Source organism: Citrobacter sp. wls714, from assembly GCF_005281025.1.
GTDB lineage: Bacteria > Pseudomonadota > Gammaproteobacteria > Enterobacterales > Enterobacteriaceae > Citrobacter > Citrobacter werkmanii.
Genome location: NZ_SZWZ01000045.1, coordinates 14118 through 32020, shown reverse-complemented (window position 1 = coordinate 32020; position 17903 = coordinate 14118). Strand labels below are relative to the sequence as shown.

22 protein-coding genes and 1 pseudogene are annotated in these 17903 nt (G+C 52.4%); 10 read left to right on the top strand and 13 right to left on the bottom strand.

Translation table 11 applies throughout. From position 1 onward, the window contains the following. Complete coding sequence (gene pabB / locus FDX11_RS10460; protein WP_170975602.1) at positions 1–1362, bottom strand: aminodeoxychorismate synthase component 1; 1362 nt, start codon at positions 1360–1362, stop codon at positions 1–3. 83 nt (positions 1363–1445) lie between these two features. Between pabB and FDX11_RS10455 the strand changes: the two genes are divergently transcribed. After that, a complete protein-coding gene (locus FDX11_RS10455) occupies positions 1446–1625 on the top strand; it encodes a YoaH family protein (RefSeq protein WP_003020986.1) in 180 nt (59 codons plus the stop codon). Positions 1626–1631: 6 nt separating this feature from the next. On the opposite strand, the gene FDX11_RS10450 is transcribed toward FDX11_RS10455, so the two are convergent. Then, positions 1632–1976, bottom strand: a complete 345-nt coding sequence (locus tag FDX11_RS10450; protein WP_042307863.1) for a RidA family protein — start codon at positions 1974–1976, stop codon at positions 1632–1634. 140 nt (positions 1977–2116) lie between these two features. On the opposite strand from FDX11_RS10450, the pseudogene FDX11_RS10445 reads away from it, so the two are divergent. The 5 genes and pseudogenes from FDX11_RS10445 to rnd all read left to right on the top strand — a co-directional run bounded on the left by FDX11_RS10445 (position 2117) and on the right by rnd (position 8527). After that, positions 2117–4004 (top strand): annotated as a pseudogene (locus FDX11_RS10445) (ATP-dependent DNA helicase). A gap of 58 nt (positions 4005–4062) precedes the next feature. Continuing rightward, the gene (gene tsaB / locus FDX11_RS10440; RefSeq protein ID WP_079223765.1) at positions 4063–4758 is read left to right on the top strand and encodes a tRNA (adenosine(37)-N6)-threonylcarbamoyltransferase complex dimerization subunit type 1 TsaB; all 696 of its coding nucleotides are present in this window, start codon (positions 4063–4065) and stop codon (positions 4756–4758) included. Between the two features lie 94 nt (positions 4759–4852). Continuing rightward, positions 4853–5437: a Slp family lipoprotein gene (locus tag FDX11_RS10435; protein ID WP_042307869.1), complete on the top strand. Its 585-nt coding sequence runs from the start codon at positions 4853–4855 to the stop codon at positions 5435–5437. Between the two features lie 204 nt (positions 5438–5641). Next, the gene (fadD, locus tag FDX11_RS10430; protein ID WP_123261005.1) at positions 5642–7327 is read left to right on the top strand and encodes a long-chain-fatty-acid--CoA ligase FadD; all 1686 of its coding nucleotides are present in this window, start codon (positions 5642–5644) and stop codon (positions 7325–7327) included. Positions 7328–7411: 84 nt separating this feature from the next. After that, positions 7412–8527 carry a ribonuclease D gene (gene rnd, locus FDX11_RS10425; RefSeq protein WP_137397872.1) on the top strand — a complete coding sequence of 372 codons (1116 nt, stop codon included), beginning with the start codon at positions 7412–7414 and terminating at the stop codon, positions 8525–8527. A gap of 48 nt (positions 8528–8575) precedes the next feature. Here rnd and FDX11_RS10420 read toward each other — a convergent pair whose 3' ends face one another. Then, entirely contained in the window at positions 8576–9661 is a 1086-nt protein-coding gene (locus FDX11_RS10420) for a tartrate dehydrogenase (protein WP_137397871.1), read from the bottom strand. 103 nt (positions 9662–9764) lie between these two features. Here FDX11_RS10420 and FDX11_RS10415 point away from each other — a divergent pair, with 103 nt between their 5' ends. Further along, positions 9765–10682 carry a LysR family transcriptional regulator gene (locus FDX11_RS10415; protein ID WP_042307874.1) on the top strand — a complete coding sequence of 306 codons (918 nt, stop codon included), beginning with the start codon at positions 9765–9767 and terminating at the stop codon, positions 10680–10682. An 86-nt stretch (positions 10683–10768) separates the two neighbouring features. Here FDX11_RS10415 and minE read toward each other — a convergent pair whose 3' ends face one another. From minE to minC, 3 genes are read right to left on the bottom strand one after another with little or no spacing between them, the layout of a single operon-like run. Continuing rightward, the gene (gene minE, locus FDX11_RS10410) at positions 10769–11035 is read right to left on the bottom strand and encodes a cell division topological specificity factor MinE (protein ID WP_003833739.1); all 267 of its coding nucleotides are present in this window, start codon (positions 11033–11035) and stop codon (positions 10769–10771) included. Between the two features lie 3 nt (positions 11036–11038). Next, a complete protein-coding gene (gene minD, locus FDX11_RS10405) occupies positions 11039–11851 on the bottom strand; it encodes a septum site-determining protein MinD (protein WP_042307876.1) in 813 nt (270 codons plus the stop codon). A 23-nt stretch (positions 11852–11874) separates the two neighbouring features. Continuing rightward, on the bottom strand, positions 11875–12582 hold the full coding sequence (minC, locus tag FDX11_RS10400; RefSeq protein WP_042307878.1) for a septum site-determining protein MinC: 708 nt from the start codon (positions 12580–12582) through the stop codon (positions 11875–11877). A gap of 126 nt (positions 12583–12708) precedes the next feature. Between minC and FDX11_RS10395 the strand changes: the two genes are divergently transcribed. The 3 genes from FDX11_RS10395 (at position 12709) to FDX11_RS10385 (ending at position 14270) form a co-directional block, all read left to right on the top strand. After that, entirely contained in the window at positions 12709–13002 is a 294-nt protein-coding gene (locus FDX11_RS10395) for a YcgL domain-containing protein (protein ID WP_006684203.1), read from the top strand. 69 nt (positions 13003–13071) lie between these two features. After that, complete coding sequence (locus FDX11_RS10390; protein WP_061381173.1) at positions 13072–13731, top strand: fumarylacetoacetate hydrolase family protein; 660 nt, start codon at positions 13072–13074, stop codon at positions 13729–13731. 92 nt (positions 13732–13823) lie between these two features. Further along, positions 13824–14270 (top strand): YcgN family cysteine cluster protein, encoded by a 447-nt coding sequence (locus FDX11_RS10385; protein WP_003020944.1) that lies wholly within the window; start codon positions 13824–13826, stop codon positions 14268–14270. A 26-nt stretch (positions 14271–14296) separates the two neighbouring features. Here the strand turns inward: FDX11_RS10385 and FDX11_RS10380 are convergent, their stop codons facing one another. The 7 genes from FDX11_RS10380 to FDX11_RS10350 form a co-directional block, all read right to left on the bottom strand. Beyond that, the gene (locus FDX11_RS10380; RefSeq protein ID WP_137397870.1) at positions 14297–15580 is read right to left on the bottom strand and encodes a site-specific integrase; all 1284 of its coding nucleotides are present in this window, start codon (positions 15578–15580) and stop codon (positions 14297–14299) included. A gap of 34 nt (positions 15581–15614) precedes the next feature. Next, positions 15615–15863, bottom strand: coding sequence for an excisionase family protein (locus tag FDX11_RS10375; RefSeq protein WP_137397869.1), 249 nt, complete (start codon positions 15861–15863; stop codon positions 15615–15617). A 37-nt stretch (positions 15864–15900) separates the two neighbouring features. Next, positions 15901–16458 (bottom strand): hypothetical protein, encoded by a 558-nt coding sequence (locus FDX11_RS10370; protein WP_137397868.1) that lies wholly within the window; start codon positions 16456–16458, stop codon positions 15901–15903. Between the two features lie 105 nt (positions 16459–16563). Beyond that, the gene (locus FDX11_RS10365) at positions 16564–16836 is read right to left on the bottom strand and encodes a hypothetical protein (protein ID WP_137397867.1); all 273 of its coding nucleotides are present in this window, start codon (positions 16834–16836) and stop codon (positions 16564–16566) included. 9 nt (positions 16837–16845) lie between these two features. Then, positions 16846–17085 (bottom strand): DUF4222 domain-containing protein, encoded by a 240-nt coding sequence (locus FDX11_RS10360; protein ID WP_137397866.1) that lies wholly within the window; start codon positions 17083–17085, stop codon positions 16846–16848. Further along, positions 17063–17683 carry a hypothetical protein gene (locus FDX11_RS10355; protein ID WP_137397865.1) on the bottom strand — a complete coding sequence of 207 codons (621 nt, stop codon included), beginning with the start codon at positions 17681–17683 and terminating at the stop codon, positions 17063–17065. Before FDX11_RS10355 ends, FDX11_RS10360 begins: the two co-directional genes overlap by 23 nt. Next, positions 17680–17901, bottom strand: a complete 222-nt coding sequence (locus FDX11_RS10350) for a TraR/DksA C4-type zinc finger protein (protein WP_137397864.1) — start codon at positions 17899–17901, stop codon at positions 17680–17682. Before FDX11_RS10350 ends, FDX11_RS10355 begins: the two co-directional genes overlap by 4 nt. Positions 17902–17903 lie beyond the last annotated feature (2 nt).

Genomic DNA, 17903 nt, shown 5'->3' with positions numbered 1-17903 from the left:
TCAATTCTCCAGTTGGTGCAAAATACGATTCACTTTATCAAATGTTTCCTGATACTCCGCGTCTTCCTGACTGTCCGCCACAATGCCACCACCTGCGGAACAATAAATGTGTCCGTTTGTGGCCGTCAGGGTGCGAATGGTGATGCTGGTGTCCATATTGCCGCAAAAGCTCAGGTAACCAATGCTGCCACACCAGGCATTACGTCTGTGCGGCTCCAGCTCATCTATAATTTCCATCGCCCGCACCTTCGGCGCGCCGGTAATGGAGCCGCCGGGGAAGGCGGCGCGCAGCAGGTCGCTGGCGTGCAAAGATTCTGGCAGACGTGCGGTAATGGTGCTGACTAAATGATGAACGGCAGGGAACGGCTCGATCACAAACAGCTCCGGAACCTGTACCGAACCCGGCACGGCAACGCGACCGATGTCATTGCGCATTAAATCGACGATCATCAGGTTTTCCGCACGATCCTTCGGCGAATTCGCCAGCAGTTGGGCCTGCTCACGATCGGCATCAGCATCTTCACGTCTTGGCAGCGTCCCTTTAATAGGACGCGTCTGGATGTGCTGGTTTTCCAACAGAATAAACCGTTCGGGTGAAAGGCTGAGGATTGCGCCTTCCTCAAGACGAATGAACGCACTAAACGGCGCTCGATTAGCGTGATTGAGTCGTACAAATGCCAGCCACTCATCGCCCTGATAATGCGCCTGAAAACGCTGGGCGAGATTGACCTGATAACAGTCGCCGCTGTGCAGATAGCGCTGTACCTGGCGGAATTTTTCGCCATACTGCGCGCGACTCATATTGGATTGCCAGGCAGAGGTTAAGGCAAACGGTTCACGCGTTGGCGGTTGTTGTGCGTCGAGCCACTTCTGCCGCGCCTCGACATCGGTATGGCTGAGCAGGGATACGGTTTGCAACTGATGATCGACAATCAGCGCCCAGTCGTAAATGCCGACGGCCATATCCGGCAGGGCAATATCGCGCGTGGCAATCGTGGGCAGCGATTCAAATCTTCTGCCAAGATCGTAGCCAAACAGACCTAACGCGCCGCCCTGAAACGGCAGATTGGGGTGATTGCTCGGCTGAATCCCCCGTGCGCTGAGCGCTGAATGTAATACCGTCATTGGGTCATCAAGCGTGCGTACGGTTGCGTGTCCGTCATGGACAACGGTCTCTTCAGCGCGCGTAACCAGCGTGGCGACGGGATCCGCCACCAGAATATCAAAACGGTTATGTGGATGGTCAGCATGACCCGAATGCAACAGCATCGCCCAGGGGAGATGGCTTAAGGTCGAAAAATAGCGTTCAGCGGCGTCCTGACGCCAGGGTAAAGTGATTACAGCGGGAGATAACGTCTTCATCAGTCCTGACTCGTTGCTACTTTACTGGCTAACTGCCCGGTAGCATGAAATAATTAGCGCAGACAATTTAGCAGGAGTTAACAATGTTTGCAGGTTTACCTTCACTCAGTCATGAGCAGCAGCAAAAAGCGGTCGAGCGTATTCAGGAACTGATGTCGCAGGGGATGAGCAGCGGACAAGCGATTGCTCTGGTAGCTGAAGAGTTACGCGCCAGCCATACCGGCGAGCGGATCGTGGCGCGTTTCGAAGATGAAGACGAGTAACGTTGCTTAAACTGCAGCGATAATCTTGATCTCTACTTTGTATTTCGGGTTCATCAACCCGGCCTGGACCGTACAACGTACTGGCGCATGACCGGCAACGACCCACGCGTCCCAGGCTTTGTTCATCGCGGCAAAGTCACTTTTGTCTGCCAGAAAAAGGGTGGCATCAAGAATACGTGACTTGTTGCTGCCCTGTTTTTCCAGAACTGCGTCAATTTGCGCCAGCGTATTCGCCGTTTGTTCAAAGGCGTCAGCATCCAGGTTTTCCGGTACACCGGTGTAATACAACGTGTTGTTATGGATAACCACGTCGGACCAACGCGCTTCGGCATCAATGCGCACAATCGTCATAAATCATTCCTCATTTACGTTTTTCATAATGGCTTCAGGTTGCGCCAAGACTGCCATAATGTTGCGCCTACGTCACCTCTTCAACTGGCGAAAGACCCGCTGGCCTGACATAATCCCTGTTCAAATGAACAGGGGGCAGTGTGACGGACGATTTTGCAGCAGACGGTCAGTTGGCTAAAGCGATACCGGGTTTTAAACCGCGTGAACCACAGCGGCAGATGGCCTTCGCCGTTAGCCATGCCATTGAAAAATCACAGCCGCTTGTTGTCGAAGCCGGAACCGGAACGGGGAAAACCTACGCTTATCTTGCACCTGCGCTGCGTGCGGGTAAGAAAGTCATCGTCTCTACCGGTTCAAAAGCGTTGCAGGATCAGCTTTACAGCCGCGATCTCCCGACCGTCGCTAAAGCGCTTGAATTTACCGGCAAACTGGCGCTGCTGAAAGGGCGCTCCAACTATCTGTGTCTGGAACGGCGGCGACCTGCCGGTACAAACTTTAAGCGACGTCATCCTGCTGCGCTCCTGGTCAAATCAAACCCTTGATGGCGACATCAGTACCTGCGTCAGCGTGGCGGAGGATTCTCAAGCCTGGCCGCTGGTAACCAGCACTAACGACAATTGTCTGGGCAGCGACTGCCCACTGTACAAAGAGTGTTTTGTCGTCAAAGCGCGTAAAAAAGCGATGGATGCAGATGTGGTAGTGGTCAATCACCATCTGTTTCTCGCTGATATGGTGGTGAAAGAGAGCGGGTTTGGCGAACTGATCCCCGAAGCTGACGTGATGATTTTCGATGAAGCGCATCAGTTACCGGATATCGCCAGCCAGTATTTTGGTCAATCGCTCTCCAGTCGTCAGCTGTTAGACCTGGCGAAAGACATCACCATTGCCTATCGCACCGAGCTGAAAGACACTCAGCAGTTGCAGAAATGCGCCGACCGCCTGGCGCAAAGCGCCCAGGATTTCCGCCTGCAACTTGGCGAGCCGGGCTATCGCGGCAATCTGCGCGAACTGCTGGCTGACCAGCGCGTACAGCGCGCGTTTTTGCTGCTCGATGACACGCTGGAACTGTGTTACGACGTGGCGAAACTGTCTCTTGGGCGTTCGGCGTTGTTGGATGCCGCGTTTGAGCGCGCCACGCTTTATCGCACCCGTTTGAAGCGCCTGAAAGAGATTAACCAGCCAGGCTTCAGCTATTGGTATGAATGCACCTCCCGCCATTTCACCCTCGCGCTGACGCCGCTCACCGTGGCGGATAAATTCAAAGAAGTGATGGAACAAAAGCCGGGCTGCTGGATTTTTACCTCCGCGACGCTGTCGGTAAACGATGATCTTCATCATTTCACCGCGCGGCTGGGTATAGATGACGCCGAATCGATGCTGTTGCCGAGTCCTTTTGATTACACACGTCAGGCGTTGCTCTGCGTGCCGCGCAATCTTCCGCAAACCAACCAGCCGGGAGCCGCGCGCCAGTTAGCGTCTATGCTGCGTCCCATTATCGAAGCAAACAATGGTCGCTGCTTTATGCTGTGTACCTCACACGCGATGATGCGCGATCTGGCAGAACAATTTCGCGCCACCATGACGCTGCCGGTCCTGTTGCAGGGTGAAACCAGTAAAGGGCAACTGTTACAGCAGTTTGTCAGCGCAGGGAATGCGTTACTGGTTGCCACCAGCAGTTTCTGGGAGGGGGTAGACGTGCGTGGCGATACGCTGTCGCTGGTGATTATCGATAAACTGCCGTTCACTTCGCCGGATGACCCGCTGTTAAAAGCCCGGATGGAAGACTGTCGCCTGCGTGGCGGCGATCCCTTCGACGAGGTTCAACTCCCGGATGCGGTGATCACCCTGAAACAGGGGGTAGGGCGACTGATTCGTGACGCAGACGATCGCGGTGTGCTGGTAATTTGCGACAACCGCCTGGTGATGCGGCCCTATGGTGCTACCTTCCTGGCGAGTCTTCCGCCTGCGCCACGAACGCGTGACATTGCGCGCGCGGTTCGTTTTCTTGCCATACCATCGACTGAGTAATTTGTTACGGAGTGTGGTAAGATGCGCGCCAAATTTATTGATCTGATCACAAACACCCATGCGAATTCTGGCTATCGATACCGCCACAGAGGCGTGCTCTGTTGCCCTGTGGAATGACGGTACTATCAAGGCTCATTTCGAGCTTTGCCCACGAGAACATACCCAACGAATTTTACCGATGGTTCAGGAGATCCTGTCCGCTGGCGAATTAGCCTTATCCGATATCGATGCCCTGGCGTTTGGTCGCGGTCCCGGCAGTTTCACCGGCGTACGTATCGGAATTGGCATTGCTCAAGGGTTGGCGCTAGGCGCGAATTTACCGATGATCGGCGTCTCCACCCTGGCGACCATGGCGCAGGGGGCCTGGCGTAAGTCTGGCGCCACCCGCGTACTGGCGGCGATTGATGCGCGAATGGGCGAGGTTTACTGGGCCGAATACCAGCGTGATGAAAATGGCATCTGGCGCGGTGAAGAAACTGAAGCCGTGTTAACGCCTGAACAAGTACATGAACGCTTGCTGCAACTATCTGGCCAATGGGTCACTGTCGGGACGGGCTGGCCTGCCTGGCCTGAACTCGGTAAAGACAGTGGCCTGACGCTGAGCGATGGCGGTGTTCTGCTGCCGGCGGCTGAAGACATGCTGCCTGTCGCCACGCAAATGCTGGCTGCCGGTAAGACCGTGGCGGTTGAACATGCTGAACCGGTTTATTTACGTAACACCGTAGCGTGGAAGAAACTTCCCGGTAAAGAATGAATCTTAGTAGTACATCCCCGGTTAATTCGCGCAGTCGTCAGTGACCCGCATTGTGAGTTTCCCGGGGCAGGCGCTAAGAAGAGGGAGTCGCAATATGGCGGTGCAAAAGCAGGTAGTGAAAGGTGTGTTGGCGGGCGTATTGGCGTTAATGCTAAGTGGCTGCGTCACCATCCCGGATGCGATCAAAGGCTCAAGCCCTACGCCGCAGCAGGATCTGGTGCGGGTGATGAATGCGCCGCAGCTGTATGTCGGACAGGAAGCGCGCTTCGGCGGCAAAGTGGTGGATATTCAGAACCAGCAGGGGAAATCCCGTCTGGAAATCGCCACCGTGCCTCTCGATAGCGGTGCGCGACCCGTGCTGGGTGAAGCCTCTCGCGGGCGAATTTATGCTGATGTAAACGGCTTTCTCGACCCGGTGGATTTCCGGGGTCAACTGGTTACCGTCGTCGGTCCGATTAGCGGTACAGTGGACGGAAAAATTGGCAGTACGCCGTATAAATTCATGCTGATGCAGGTAACCGGTTATAAACGCTGGCATATTACTCAGCAGATTATTATGCCGCCTCAGCCGATCGACCCCTGGTTCTACGGTGCGCGTGGCTGGCCTTACGGTGGCTACGGCGGCTGGGGATGGTACAATCCCGGCCCGGCACAGGTTCAGACCATAGTAACCGAGTAACTCTTTGTTTTATTAGTAAAAGAAACAGCGGCTCGTCCGCTGTTTCTGCATTAACGTGGATATAAGAAAAATAAATAGTGACGTGCTTCGCAACCTTGTCGTTGTGTAATAAACAAACTGGTACGCTGAGTTAATATTATGTTAATAGTTTGTTTATTGCCTGGGGTTGTGATGACGACGAATATGCATTTTAGAGGTGATGTATTGAAAAAGGTTTGGCTTAACCGTTATCCCGCTGGTGTCCCTGCGGAGATCAATCCTGACCGTTATCAATCCCTGGTGGAACTCTTTGAACACTCAGTAAGGCGCTATGCCGATCAGCCCGCGTTTGTAAACATGGGGGAGGTGATGACCTTCCGCAAGCTTGAAGAGCGCAGCCGGGCGTTTGCGGCCTATTTGCAACAAGGGCTCGGGCTGAAAAAGGGCGATCGCGTCGCGCTGATGATGCCGAACCTGCTGCAATATCCGGTCGCCCTGTTTGGGATTTTACGTGCCGGCATGATTGTCGTGAACGTGAACCCCCTGTACACGCCTCGCGAGCTGGAACACCAGCTCAATGACAGCGGCGCGTCGGCGATTGTCATCGTGTCTAACTTTGCTCACACGCTGGAGAAGGTGGTCGATAAAACGTCGGTGCAACACGTGATCCTGACGCGTATGGGCGATCAACTTTCTACCGCCAAAGGGACGCTGGTTAACTTTGTCGTGAAGTACATTAAGCGCCTGGTGCCAAAATATCACCTGCCGGATGCCATCTCGTTTCGCAGTGCACTGCAAAACGGTTATCGCATGCAGTATGTGAAGCCCGAAGTGGTGTCGGAAGATCTGGCGTTCCTGCAATATACCGGCGGGACAACCGGTGTGGCGAAAGGCGCGATGCTCACGCACCGCAACATGCTGGCTAACCTTGAACAGGTTAACGCCACCTATGGACCGTTGCTGCATCCGGGTAAAGAGTTGGTGGTAACGGCCTTACCGCTGTATCACATTTTCGCGCTGACAATGAACTGCCTGCTGTTTATTGAGCTGGGTGGTCAAAACCTGCTGATTACTAATCCGCGTGATATTCCGGGACTGGTAAAAGAGCTGGCGAAATACCCCTTCACCGCGATGACCGGCGTCAACACGCTGTTTAACGCGCTGCTGAATAACAAAGAGTTCCAGCAACTGGATTTCTCCTCGCTACATCTTTCGGCAGGCGGCGGCATGCCGGTTCAACAGGCGGTGGCCGAGCGTTGGGTGAAGCTGACGGGTCAGTATCTGCTGGAAGGCTATGGCCTGACGGAGTGCGCCCCGCTGGTGAGTGTTAACCCTCACGATATCGACTATCACAGCGGCAGTATCGGTTTACCGGTTCCTTCCACCGAGGTCAAGCTGGTGGATGACGACGATAACGAAGTGCCGCCGGGAGAGCCGGGCGAACTGTGCGTGAAAGGTCCGCAGGTGATGCTGGGTTACTGGCAGCGACCGGATGCGACCGATGAAATTGTCAAAGACGGCTGGTTGCACACTGGCGATATTGCGGTGATGGATGATGAAGGCTTCCTGCGGATTGTCGATCGTAAGAAAGATATGATCCTGGTGTCAGGCTTTAACGTTTATCCGAATGAAATTGAAGACGTAGTGATGCAACATTCTGGCGTACAGGAAGTCGCTGCGGTTGGCGTTCCATCGGGCAGCAGCGGTGAGGCGGTAAAAATCTTCGTGGTGAAGAAAGATGCCTCATTAACCGAAGAAGCGCTGGTCACTTTTTGTCGTCGCCATCTGACGGGCTATAAAGTACCGAAGCTGGTGGAGTTTCGTGATGAGTTGCCAAAATCTAACGTTGGTAAGATTTTGCGACGAGAATTACGTGACGAAGCACGCGCCAAAGTGGACAATAAAGGCTGAGCGTTAAGTCAGCCAGCAGAAAACGCCGGGTAATCCGGCGTTTTTTTTGGCGTAAACCTAAGAGAGCACGATTTGAATTATCAAATGATCACTACGGACGACGCGTTGGCCACGCTGTGCGAAGCCGTCCGTGAATTTCCGGCGATAGCCCTGGATACCGAATTTGTTCGCACGCGTACCTATTATCCGCAGTTGGGGTTGATCCAGCTGTTTGATGGCAAACACGTTGCTCTGATTGACCCACAGGGGATCACTGACTGGTCACCACTACGCGATATTTTACGTGATACGGCGATAACCAAGTTTCTGCATGCCGGTAGTGAAGATCTGGAGGTGTTTCTCAATGCCTTTGGGGAACTCCCTCAGCCATTGATTGACACACAAATCCTCGCCGCTTTTTGCGGTCGTCCGCTGTCGTGGGGGTTTGCCGCGATGGTGGAAGAGTTTACCGGCATAGCCCTGGACAAAAGCGAATCCCGTACCGACTGGCTGGCCAGGCCGCTGACCGAGCGCCAGTGTGAATATGCGGTGGCTGACGTCTGGTATCTGTTACCGATCACCACAACGCTGATGGCTGAAACCGAAGCCAGCGGTTGGCTGCCCGCCGCGCTGGACGAATGTCGCTTAATGCAGCAGCGTCGCCAGGAGATTCTGGCACCCGAGGATGCCTGGCGCGAGATCACCAACGCCTGGCAACTGCGTACCCGTCAGTTGGCCTGTCTGCAACTGCTTGCCGACTGGCGGCTGCGTAAAGCGCGCGAGCGCGATCTGGCGGTAAACTTTGTGGTGCGTGAAGAACACTTATGGGCGGTGGCGCGTTATATGCCGGGCAGTCTGGGCGAACTGGACAGCCTGGGTCTTTCCGGCAGCGAAATTCGCTTCCACGGCAAGACGCTGATTTCCCTTGTCGAGAAAGCACAGGCTTTACCGGAAGCGTCGCTGCCGCAACCGCTACTGAATTTGATGGATATGCCAGGCTACCGCAAGGCGTTCAAAGCCATTAAGGCGCTGGTTGCCGAAGTCAGTGCGGAGCAAAATCTCAGCGTCGAGCTGCTGGCTTCACGCCGCCAGATCAACCAGTTGCTCAACTGGCACTGGAAATTAAAGCCGCAGCAATCCCTGCCTGAGCTGATTTCCGGCTGGCGTGGCGAACTGATGGCTGAGCGTCTCAACGCGCTGCTGTTGGAGTATCCGCAGTAAGCAAGCTAAAACGGGAGCCAGGTGCTCCCGTTTTTAATGGCACGGAGGTTAACCGCGCAGTGCCCGACTAATGGCCTCGCCAACCTGCTGTGTGGTGGCGTTACCTTTCATATCTGGCGTTTTCGGACCGCTGGCAATAACTTGCTCAATTGCCGCCAGAATGCCGTCGTGGGCGGCCTTATAGTTGGCATCACCGTTGCCAAGAAAGTCGAGCATCATCGCGCCAGCCCAGATTGTCGCGATTGGGTTGGCGATATTTTTACCGTAGATATCAGGGGCTGAACCATGTACCGGCTCGAACAGTGACGGAAAGGTGCGTTCCGGGTTTAAGTTGGCAGATGGCGCAATGCCAATTGTACCAGTACAGGCCGGACCGAGATCGGAGAGAATATCGCCAAACAGATTGGAAGCAACCACGACGTCAAAACGTTCCGGCTGCATCACAAAGCGGGCACAGAGAATATCAATATGCTGTTTATCCCAGCGGATCTCGGGATAGTTAGCCGCCATCGCTTCGACACGCTCGTCCCAGTAGGGCATGCTGATGGCAAGACCGTTTGATTTAGTCGCTGAAGTTAGCGTTTTGCGCGGGCGGCTTTGCGCCAGTTCAAAGGCGTAACGCAGTATACGGTCGACACCACGACGAGTGAAGACCGACTCCTGGATCACCATCTCGTGTTCGGTACCTTCGCTCACGCGTCCGCCGAGGGAAGAGTACTCCCCCTCGGTGTTCTCACGCACGACGTAGAAATCAATGTCGCCCGGCTTTTTGTCTGCCAGCGGACAAGGGACGCCGGGGAACAACCGCGCCGGGCGCAGGTTAACGTACTGATCGAATTCACGGCGAAACTTAAGCAGTGAACCCCAGAGTGAGATGTGGTCCGGGACGGTGTCCGGCCAGCCCACGGCACCAAAATAGATAGCATCGAAGGATTGCAACTGTTCACGCCAGTCATCCGGCATCATCTTGCCGTGATGTGCATAGTATTCGCAACTGGCCCATTCCATTTGTTCGAAGCTGAGCGACAAACCCCAGCGTTCGGCGGCTGCCTGTAACACATGAATGCCTTCAGGCAGGACTTCTTTACCAATGCCATCTCCGGGGATAGCGGCAATACGACAGGTTTTCTTCATAGCAGCTCTCACTTGTACGCCATCAAAATTGACTTTCCCCTCATCCTATAATTGACTGAACGATAGTTAATCCCCCTAACTGGTGAAACATAAAACACAGATCATGAATAATCTGCCGCTGTTAAATGATTTGCGCGTCTTTATGCTGGTTGCGCGTCGCGCGGGTTTTGCTGCCGTCGCCGAAGAGTTGGGTGTATCACCGGCTTATATCAGTAAGCGTGTAGCGATGCTGGAACTGACGCTGAACGTGGTGCTGTTACACCGGACAACACGGCGGGTGACCATCACAGAAGAGGGGGAGCGGATATACGAATGGGCGCAGCGGATCCTGCAGGATGTCGATCAGATGATGGATGAGCTGTCCGATGTCAGGCAGATCCCGCAAGGGATGTTACGTATTATCAGTAGCTTTGGTTTTGGCCGCCGGGTGGTGGCTCCTGCGTTGTCTGCGCTGGCGAAAGAGTACCCACAGCTGGAGCTGAGGTTCGATGTTGAAGACCGTCTGGTGGATCTGGTGAATGAGGGCGTCGATCTCGATATTCGTATCGGGGATGATATCGCACCTAATCTGATTGCCCGTAAACTGGCGACAAACTATCGCATTCTTTGCGCCTCGCCGGAGTTTGTGGCGCAGCATGGAATGCCGAAGCAACTGAACGATCTCTCTACTTTTCCCTGTCTGGTCATTAAAGAGCGTGACCATCCGTTTGGTATCTGGCAAATGCGCAATAAAGAGGGGACTCACTCAATTAAAGTCACGGGACCTCTGTCATCTAATCATGGCGAAGTGGTGCATCAATGGTGTCTTGACGGTCAGGGAATTGCTCTGCGTTCGTGGTGGGATGTCTGTAACAACATTGCCAGCGGACATCTGATACACATATTGCCTGAGTATTATCAACCAGCAAATATTTGGGCGGTTTATGTTTCACGTCTGGCAACGTCGGCAAAAATCCGTATTACCGTTGAGTATTTACGCCGCTATTTTGCCGAAAACTACCCGAAGTTTACTTTGGAATAAATGTGTTGCAGGTTGGCAAAGGACTGAAATTAAAAAAGGCAGAATACTCTGCCTTTTTTGCAATCATGACGCAGTTACACAAAAGGTTATTTAGACTCTTCTGCTTCCGGTAATGTCACGTTGAGTTCAAGGATCGAAATATCGCCGTCTTTTTGTTCAAGCTGTACGGTGACCATTTCTGGATCGATTTGTACATACTTGCAGATAACGTCGAGAATATCCTTCCTCAGCTGCGGTAAATAATGTGGCTCGGCGTCACTACGACGGCGTTCCGCAACAATAATCTGCAGTCGCTCTTTAGCGATGTTTGCTGTGCTCTTTTTCCGCGAGAGAAAAAAATCCAGTAATGCCATAACTTATCCTCCGAACAGGCGTTTGAGGAAACCTTTCTTCTCTTCTTCAATGAAGCGGAAAGGACGTTCTTCTCCCAACAGACGGTCTACGGTATCAGCATAGGCTTTACCGGCATCAGCATTGATGTCGAGAATAACCGGCTCACCCTGGTTAGACGCGCGCAGGACTGACTGATCTTCAGGAATCACGCCAACCAGCTTGATTCGCAGAATTTCCAGTACGTCTTCCATGCTCAGCATGTCACCTTTATTTACGCGGCCAGGGTTGTAGCGCGTAAGCAACAGATGTTCTTTAATCGGCTCTTCACTGTTTTCTGCGCGACGGGATTTCGACGCCAGAATACCCAGAATACGGTCAGAGTCACGTACAGAAGAGACTTCCGGGTTAGTGGTGATAATGGCTTCATCGGCAAAATACAGGGCCATCAGCGCGCCGGTTTCAATACCCGCCGGGGAATCGCAGACGATGAAGTCAAAGTCCATCGCTTTCAGATCGTCCAGAACTTTTGCGACGCCTTCACGGGTCAGCGCGTCTTTATCGCGGGTCTGTGAGGCCGGAAGAATAAAGAGATTCTCGGTACGCTTATCTTTGATTAACGCCTGATTTAACGACGCATCGCCCTGAATAACATTGACGAAGTCGTAAACGACGCGGCGTTCACAACCCATAATCAGATCAAGGTTACGCAGGCCGATATCAAAATCAATAACGACAGTTTTCTTTCCCTTCTGGGCCAAACCTGTAGCGATGGCCGCGCTGGAGGTGGTTTTGCCAACGCCCCCTTTACCCGAAGTAACAACAATAATGCGTGCCATAGAAATTCCTTGTTAAAAAGGGATCAATTCAACGGTTGAACTGTCAAAGCGTTCTCTGCTAATTGCAGACGAGCCGCTTTGCCATAAAATTCTGCTGGGATTTTATCACTCAGCCAATAAACACCTGCGATAGACACCAGTTCTGCCGTCAGATGGGTACAAAAAATTTGCGCTTCCCGGTCACCGCTTGCCCCTGCCAGCGCACGGCCTCTCATCATCCCATAAACATGAATATTGCCATCAGCGATAAGCTCTGCGCCCGCACTGACGTGGCTTGTAACAATCAGATCACATTGTGGAGCATAAATGCGCTGACCGGAACGAACCGGTACATTTATTAATCGTGTTTTTGTGACGGGAGTAACGTTTTGCGGCGGCGGGACGGGAACGGGAGCCTCAACAGGCGCGGGACGAAGAGCTTTTTCTTTACCTTCAGTCAGTAAAGGAAGTCCCATTTCGTCAATTTCAGCCTTTAATCGAGCGTCTTTGCATCCGCTAACGCCGATAATGCGCAAGCCGGTAGACGCGACAACTTCCTGCAGCGCCGACCAGTTTACCGGGCTTTCGAGACCACTCACGTTAATCACCACGGGAGCATGTTTTAAAAATGCAGGTGCCTGCGCGATTTTGTCTTCCAACGCCTGACGAATAACCTCGGGTTCTGCTTCATGTAAATGAACCACTGATAAGGTGAAGCTACTGCCTTTAAGCTCGATTGGCGTGTTTGACATCCTGGCCTTACTCAATTTGCTATTTATCATCCCCAGCGCGGGGTGATATTCCGAAGACTATAAGGCATGTTATAGTCAGTATTATATTGAGGCAAGCCACCATTCCGTGAATTCAGAGTAAAAGATATGTTTTGTGTGATCTACCGAAGCAGCAAACGTGACCAGACTTATTTATATGTCGAAAAAAAAGACGATTTCTCGCGAGTTCCTGAAGAACTGATGAAAGGATTTGGGCAGCCAACGCTGGCGATGATGCTGCCGCTTGATGGTCGAAAAAAACTGGTTAATGCCGATCTTGAAAAAGTAAAACAGGCGCTAACCGAGCAGGGCTATTATTTACAAATACCGCCACCGCCAGAAGATTTACTCAAACAACATCTGGCAGCGGCCAAACAAAATACATCAGACGCTAAACGTTAAACTGCATCCGGCAGCAGCACGTTCCATCGATGCAGTACCTGAAATCTATGACTACGTTAGGGGAAAGTAATGTATCAACATCACAACTGGCATGGTGCTCTGCTGGATTATCCGGTGAGTAAGGTGGTTTGTGTAGGCAGTAACTATGCCAACCATATAAAAGAGATGGGGGGAACCACCCCAGAAGAGCCGGTACTGTTTATCAAACCGGAAACTGCGCTGTGTGATTTGCGTCAACCGCTGGTGATCCCATCTGATTTGGGGGCGGTTCACCATGAGGTTGAGCTGGCCGTACTGATTGGCGCGACCTTGCGTCAGGCGACCGAAGAACATGTGCGTAAAGCCATTGCTGGCTATGGTGTAGCGCTGGATCTGACTCTGCGCGATATTCAGGGCAAAATGAAGAAAGCCGGGCAGCCGTGGGAAAAAGCCAAGGGTTTTGATAACTCTTGTCCGCTGTCAGGATTTATCCCTGTGGCAGAATTTGATGGTGATCCGCAGGATACGATGCTCGGCCTGACGGTAAACGGCGAAACGCGCCAGCACGGCTCGACGGCAGATATGATCCATCCCATTGTTCCTTTGATTGCCTATATGAGCCGTTTCTTTACGCTCAAAGCGGGCGATGTTGTGCTGACGGGTACGCCAGCAGGCGTTGGGCCGTTAAGCAGTGGTGATGAACTGGCTATCAGTTTCCACGGACAAACTCTGACCACCCGCGTGCTGTAATCTCTGCTTGCCGCCTTTTTGGGCGGCAAAACTTGCATCAGCGTGCCAGACTGGTTATAAGGTGCAGCTTTATTACGATAGCGGATACCCTGATGAGCGACATACCTTTCTGGCAAAGTAAAACCCTTGATGAAATGACCGATGCCGAGTGGGAGTCATTATGTGATGGGTGTGGTCAATGCTGCCTGCATAAGCTGATGGATGAAGACACCGACGAAATCTATTTTACCAACGTCGCCTGTAAACAGCTCAATATTAAAACCTGTCAGTGCCGTAACTACGAACGTCGGTTCGAATACGAGCCGGACTGCATCAAGCTCACGCGTGATAATCTGCCTACCTTTGAATGGTTGCCGATGACCTGCGCCTATCGTCTGCTGGCGGAAGGAAAAGGGTTGCCAGAATGGCATCCGTTGCTGACCGGGTCGAAAGCGGCAATGCATGGCGAACGTATTTCGGTACGTCATATAGCGGTGAAAGAATCAGAAGTGCGTGACTGGCAGGATCATATTTTGAACAAACCTTCATGGGCGGACTAACGCCATGAGGTTAAAGGGTTTTATTTCTACTCGTTTTGAGCATGGGGCATCTGTGGGGCATTACCTCCAAAATTAGCGTTCAATATTGCCAGTTGGTTGTCATTGTTGTCTGTCATCCATTTACCGTAAACGCTGTAAACCATCTGTGCGGACGTATGCCCCATTTGAGCAGCAATGAAGTTGGGGTTTGCTCCGGCACTTAATGCCCAGCAAGCATATGTGTGTCGAGACTCATATGACTTGCGGTGGTGAATCCCGCTCCTTCTTAATATGTTGTTCCACGTGCCTGAGAATGACCCGGGCGAGTACCATTCACCTCCTTTTCCATTCCTTGCCGTTAGCCTTGGAACAAAAACAAATGTGCATTCATCCCGGCGAGTTCTGCCAAACTCTCTTAGGTGAACGTCTATCTGGTGTTGTTTCCCCATCCTGGTAAAAGCCATCTGGCTTTTTAGCGCTTCGATAGCCGGAGTGGTGAGGTTGATTGTCCGGTTCCCGCTTTCTGTCTTTGGCGGCGTGAAGTGATCTGAAATTGCAAGGTTCCTGCTGATTCGAATCGTCCAGTTTTTGGTGTCGATATCCTCCCATGCCAGTGCGCATATCTCACCGTGGCGCATGCCAGTATTAAACGCAAGCTTCCACAGATTACGTATCTGTTCGCATGGGCACTTTTCAAGAAAACGATGATACTCATCACGGGTAAGTGGTGAAGGATCTGACTTAGATTTTTTGAGCGGGGTAACTGCAGCAAATGGTGATTTGCTTATGTACCCATTCAATACCGCAAAATCAAACATTCCCTTCATGCAGGTAACGTAGACGTTAACCGTCCTCACAGTCCTTCCCTTCTTCACTGACCTGTTCTTCTGGTGCGCCCCACATATCTGGTAGCCGGTCAGCAATTCCTTTCTTACGTTAAGCACATCCTCATGTGTTATTGAATCGACCATTCGGTTGCCACCGAGGATATCCGTTCCGATCGTGATGTACGATACATATCGTAGATGGGCATTAAGTGTTAAGTCCATCCTCTTAAGCTCCAGCCATTTAGCTGCCAGCTCAGAAACAGTTATCCCCGGCGGCGCGATATTGAACTTCTTCAGGTTTGGTGACTGTGGGAACTGCCTGGCGTAATCGAATGAACCCGTTTTTATAGCGAAACAAACAGAGGCGCGAAGCTCTCCAGCAATGCGCCTGCTCTTCGCAGTATCAACAACGCCAAGGTTTTCCCTGACCCTTTTTCCGTTATATATGAACCATATGCGCAAAGTGCCGCCATGGTTCTCCACTCCAGTTGGATAACCAGACATAAAATCTCCTGCGTTAGTTTAATGGGGAGGGTATTTAAGCAGATTTCTGGCGCGGGATCGCCGGTCGTTGACGTTCAACCCAATTATCAACTTCGTGTCGGTTATAAAGGATAGGTGAGTTATCCTTTGGCTGGCAGTCGCCGGAGTAGTGACGATACTCACGGCCTTCCATCCAGGACTTCTCGCGAGCAGATTTGATCGCGTTCTTCGTCAGGCCGGTCAGGGCGATCAGCAGATCCTCAGAAACCCATTTGTTCGGTACCAGTTGAATAATGTCGCTCATGGTTATCTCCAGGCAAAAAGAAGCCGCCATCAGGCGGCTATTCGATGTGAACGTGTGGAATCTTTCCGGCGGCGATGGCGTCGTAAGCACGGACGGCATAATTCGCTGCTGTTGCCATCCCCGTGTCAGGAACTTCTCCGCAGATTGCATCAGTTAATTTGGCGACTGCCTCGTCGCGCTTCTTTTCGGCTTCTGAGCGGATGGGGCGGAATTTTAAATCCTCAGGAGTGAATGCCTCTTCAGGATCACCATCCCTGGCGGTGCGAAGAAGAACCGTGTATTTGCTTGCGTACAAAACAGAGCGCTTTTCCCACCCTCTTTCATGAGCGTTGAATTCACACTCACAGCCAACCGGTGGCCTCCCCTCACCATCCCATTCTTCCCCACGGAGAATATTCTCCATATGTCGAGTATCGTCGTCAGTAACCAGGCATCCACCATCAACTCTCTCTATGGTGAGGTCAGTTGTCGCGCGATACATGTTGCCATGATATTTGAATCGAACTCCGTAGGCTTTGAAATCCTCGGCGGCGGTCGTGATCATATCAACACCAAACCTCTGAGCGATGATGCCTTTTAACTCAATGACGTTCATACGTTCCCCTATAACAATGTCTTGTACATTTGCGGCCATCTACATCGGCGGGCCTCAGTGCATTCGCACCCAATAGCCGACTCAGTGAATCAGCTATCAGTTGCGTCATTTCAGCAGGCCAAGTTCGTAGTTGAGTTCGTGGAGAATTTCATTGTCGATCCAGAAGCAATAATCACATCGCTCCTGCAGGTGGTATTCGCGAACCAACTGCCATTTCCAGCCGCCAGCGTGCTTCACCCGGCGCACCTTGCGTTTTACAACTGCGTCTATGTCGAAGATGACGCCGCCGCCCTCGCCAATGCCGCTGCGAAGTACGTCCAAGTCAACCTCGATAACCCGGAAAAGCTTCGGCAAAGTCGGTAATTCTTTAATACGCATAATCTCTCCTCATGCCGCACGCTTGGCGCGCAGCTTCTTCAAATGTGCCGCCGTTTCGAGGTCATCCCATATCTGCTTTAACTCCGCACCGTCCACCCATTCGAAGTCCGTCTGAAATCGCATCATGATGGCTATGCAGTTATGACCGTTTCGCTGGTAATGGACTGTTTCGGAGGTGGTGCGGGTTATCTTGCAGGGGGTGCAGTGATGATCAACGTAGTAGGTGTTAGGCTGGATTATCCTGAACATTGGGAACCACCTTAAATTCGATTACCCAGACCCAAGGGTTATTCTTGAAGCTTTGCTCTGGGTAAATGCCATCCCACAAATCGCGAAACCAAAGCCACGGATCGCTATTGCCGCCGTCTGCCTCTCGTTCAGCTGGGTATCCTTCGGTTCGGGCGTCTTCGTTGCTTATAGACGCCAGACGCTCAACCCGCACATCAGTAATCTCCAACAAAATTCGGCTGGCCCAGCGCGGCATGTGGATTGATGGGGTCCAGCGCTTCACTTTGCATTTCGCCCCATCGTCAGTGTCAGCACGGTAAACAAGCCGAGCGCCACAATCACCGAAGGTCTCTCTAACCCAGATGCGATCGCCAGGCAGGCCGTAAGGGCAACAGTGCTCCTGATAGAAAAGATGGCAGTCGGCAATAGGTGAGTTACCCGGAGCCAGGTCAGAAACATGCACCATGCTTTCTAATTTTTTCGAAGAAAACCAAAAATCCCCCGGTCGAGATTTCGATGGCTCCGGCTGGACCTTCATGATCCGCCGGGTCTGCGTCTTCCGGCCGTCCAGAATCGCCCGCACCATCTCACCGTTGAAAATCATTCCGCGCTCTTTCATAGAATCCCCCTCTGCTTATTCCGTAGCTCCAACACAGCAAGGCACTCAACGCACATCGTGCATCCCGGATATGCTTTCCGGCGATCCTCCGGCAACTCATCGTCACATTCGCTACAGTGAGTAGCAGATACCGCATCACGGTTAATCCTGTGGGCACTCAACGCCGCTTCACGCTGTAACTCTTCGGCGGCTGATGCGTCGTCTGCAAAATCTGCCATGG

Coding starts and splice junctions, on each gene's coding strand:
- pabB (WP_170975602.1), bottom strand. CDS start 1,362: ATGAAGACGTTATCTCCCGCTGTAATCACTTTACCCTGGCGTCAGGAC.
- FDX11_RS10455 (WP_003020986.1), top strand. CDS start 1,446: ATGTTTGCAGGTTTACCTTCACTCAGTCATGAGCAGCAGCAAAAAGCG.
- FDX11_RS10450 (WP_042307863.1), bottom strand. CDS start 1,976: ATGACGATTGTGCGCATTGATGCCGAAGCGCGTTGGTCCGACGTGGTT.
- tsaB (WP_079223765.1), top strand. CDS start 4,063: ATGCGAATTCTGGCTATCGATACCGCCACAGAGGCGTGCTCTGTTGCC.
- FDX11_RS10435 (WP_042307869.1), top strand. CDS start 4,853: ATGGCGGTGCAAAAGCAGGTAGTGAAAGGTGTGTTGGCGGGCGTATTG.
- rnd (WP_137397872.1), top strand. CDS start 7,412: ATGATCACTACGGACGACGCGTTGGCCACGCTGTGCGAAGCCGTCCGT.
- FDX11_RS10420 (WP_137397871.1), bottom strand. CDS start 9,661: ATGAAGAAAACCTGTCGTATTGCCGCTATCCCCGGAGATGGCATTGGT.
- FDX11_RS10415 (WP_042307874.1), top strand. CDS start 9,765: ATGAATAATCTGCCGCTGTTAAATGATTTGCGCGTCTTTATGCTGGTT.
- minE (WP_003833739.1), bottom strand. CDS start 11,035: ATGGCATTACTGGATTTTTTTCTCTCGCGGAAAAAGAGCACAGCAAAC.
- minD (WP_042307876.1), bottom strand. CDS start 11,851: ATGGCACGCATTATTGTTGTTACTTCGGGTAAAGGGGGCGTTGGCAAA.
- minC (WP_042307878.1), bottom strand. CDS start 12,582: ATGTCAAACACGCCAATCGAGCTTAAAGGCAGTAGCTTCACCTTATCA.
- FDX11_RS10395 (WP_006684203.1), top strand. CDS start 12,709: ATGTTTTGTGTGATCTACCGAAGCAGCAAACGTGACCAGACTTATTTA.
- FDX11_RS10390 (WP_061381173.1), top strand. CDS start 13,072: ATGTATCAACATCACAACTGGCATGGTGCTCTGCTGGATTATCCGGTG.
- FDX11_RS10385 (WP_003020944.1), top strand. CDS start 13,824: ATGAGCGACATACCTTTCTGGCAAAGTAAAACCCTTGATGAAATGACC.
- FDX11_RS10380 (WP_137397870.1), bottom strand. CDS start 15,580: ATGTCTGGTTATCCAACTGGAGTGGAGAACCATGGCGGCACTTTGCGC.
- FDX11_RS10375 (WP_137397869.1), bottom strand. CDS start 15,863: ATGAGCGACATTATTCAACTGGTACCGAACAAATGGGTTTCTGAGGAT.
- FDX11_RS10370 (WP_137397868.1), bottom strand. CDS start 16,458: ATGAACGTCATTGAGTTAAAAGGCATCATCGCTCAGAGGTTTGGTGTT.
- FDX11_RS10365 (WP_137397867.1), bottom strand. CDS start 16,836: ATGCGTATTAAAGAATTACCGACTTTGCCGAAGCTTTTCCGGGTTATC.
- FDX11_RS10360 (WP_137397866.1), bottom strand. CDS start 17,085: ATGTTCAGGATAATCCAGCCTAACACCTACTACGTTGATCATCACTGC.
- FDX11_RS10355 (WP_137397865.1), bottom strand. CDS start 17,683: ATGAAAGAGCGCGGAATGATTTTCAACGGTGAGATGGTGCGGGCGATT.
- FDX11_RS10350 (WP_137397864.1), bottom strand. CDS start 17,901: ATGGCAGATTTTGCAGACGACGCATCAGCCGCCGAAGAGTTACAGCGT.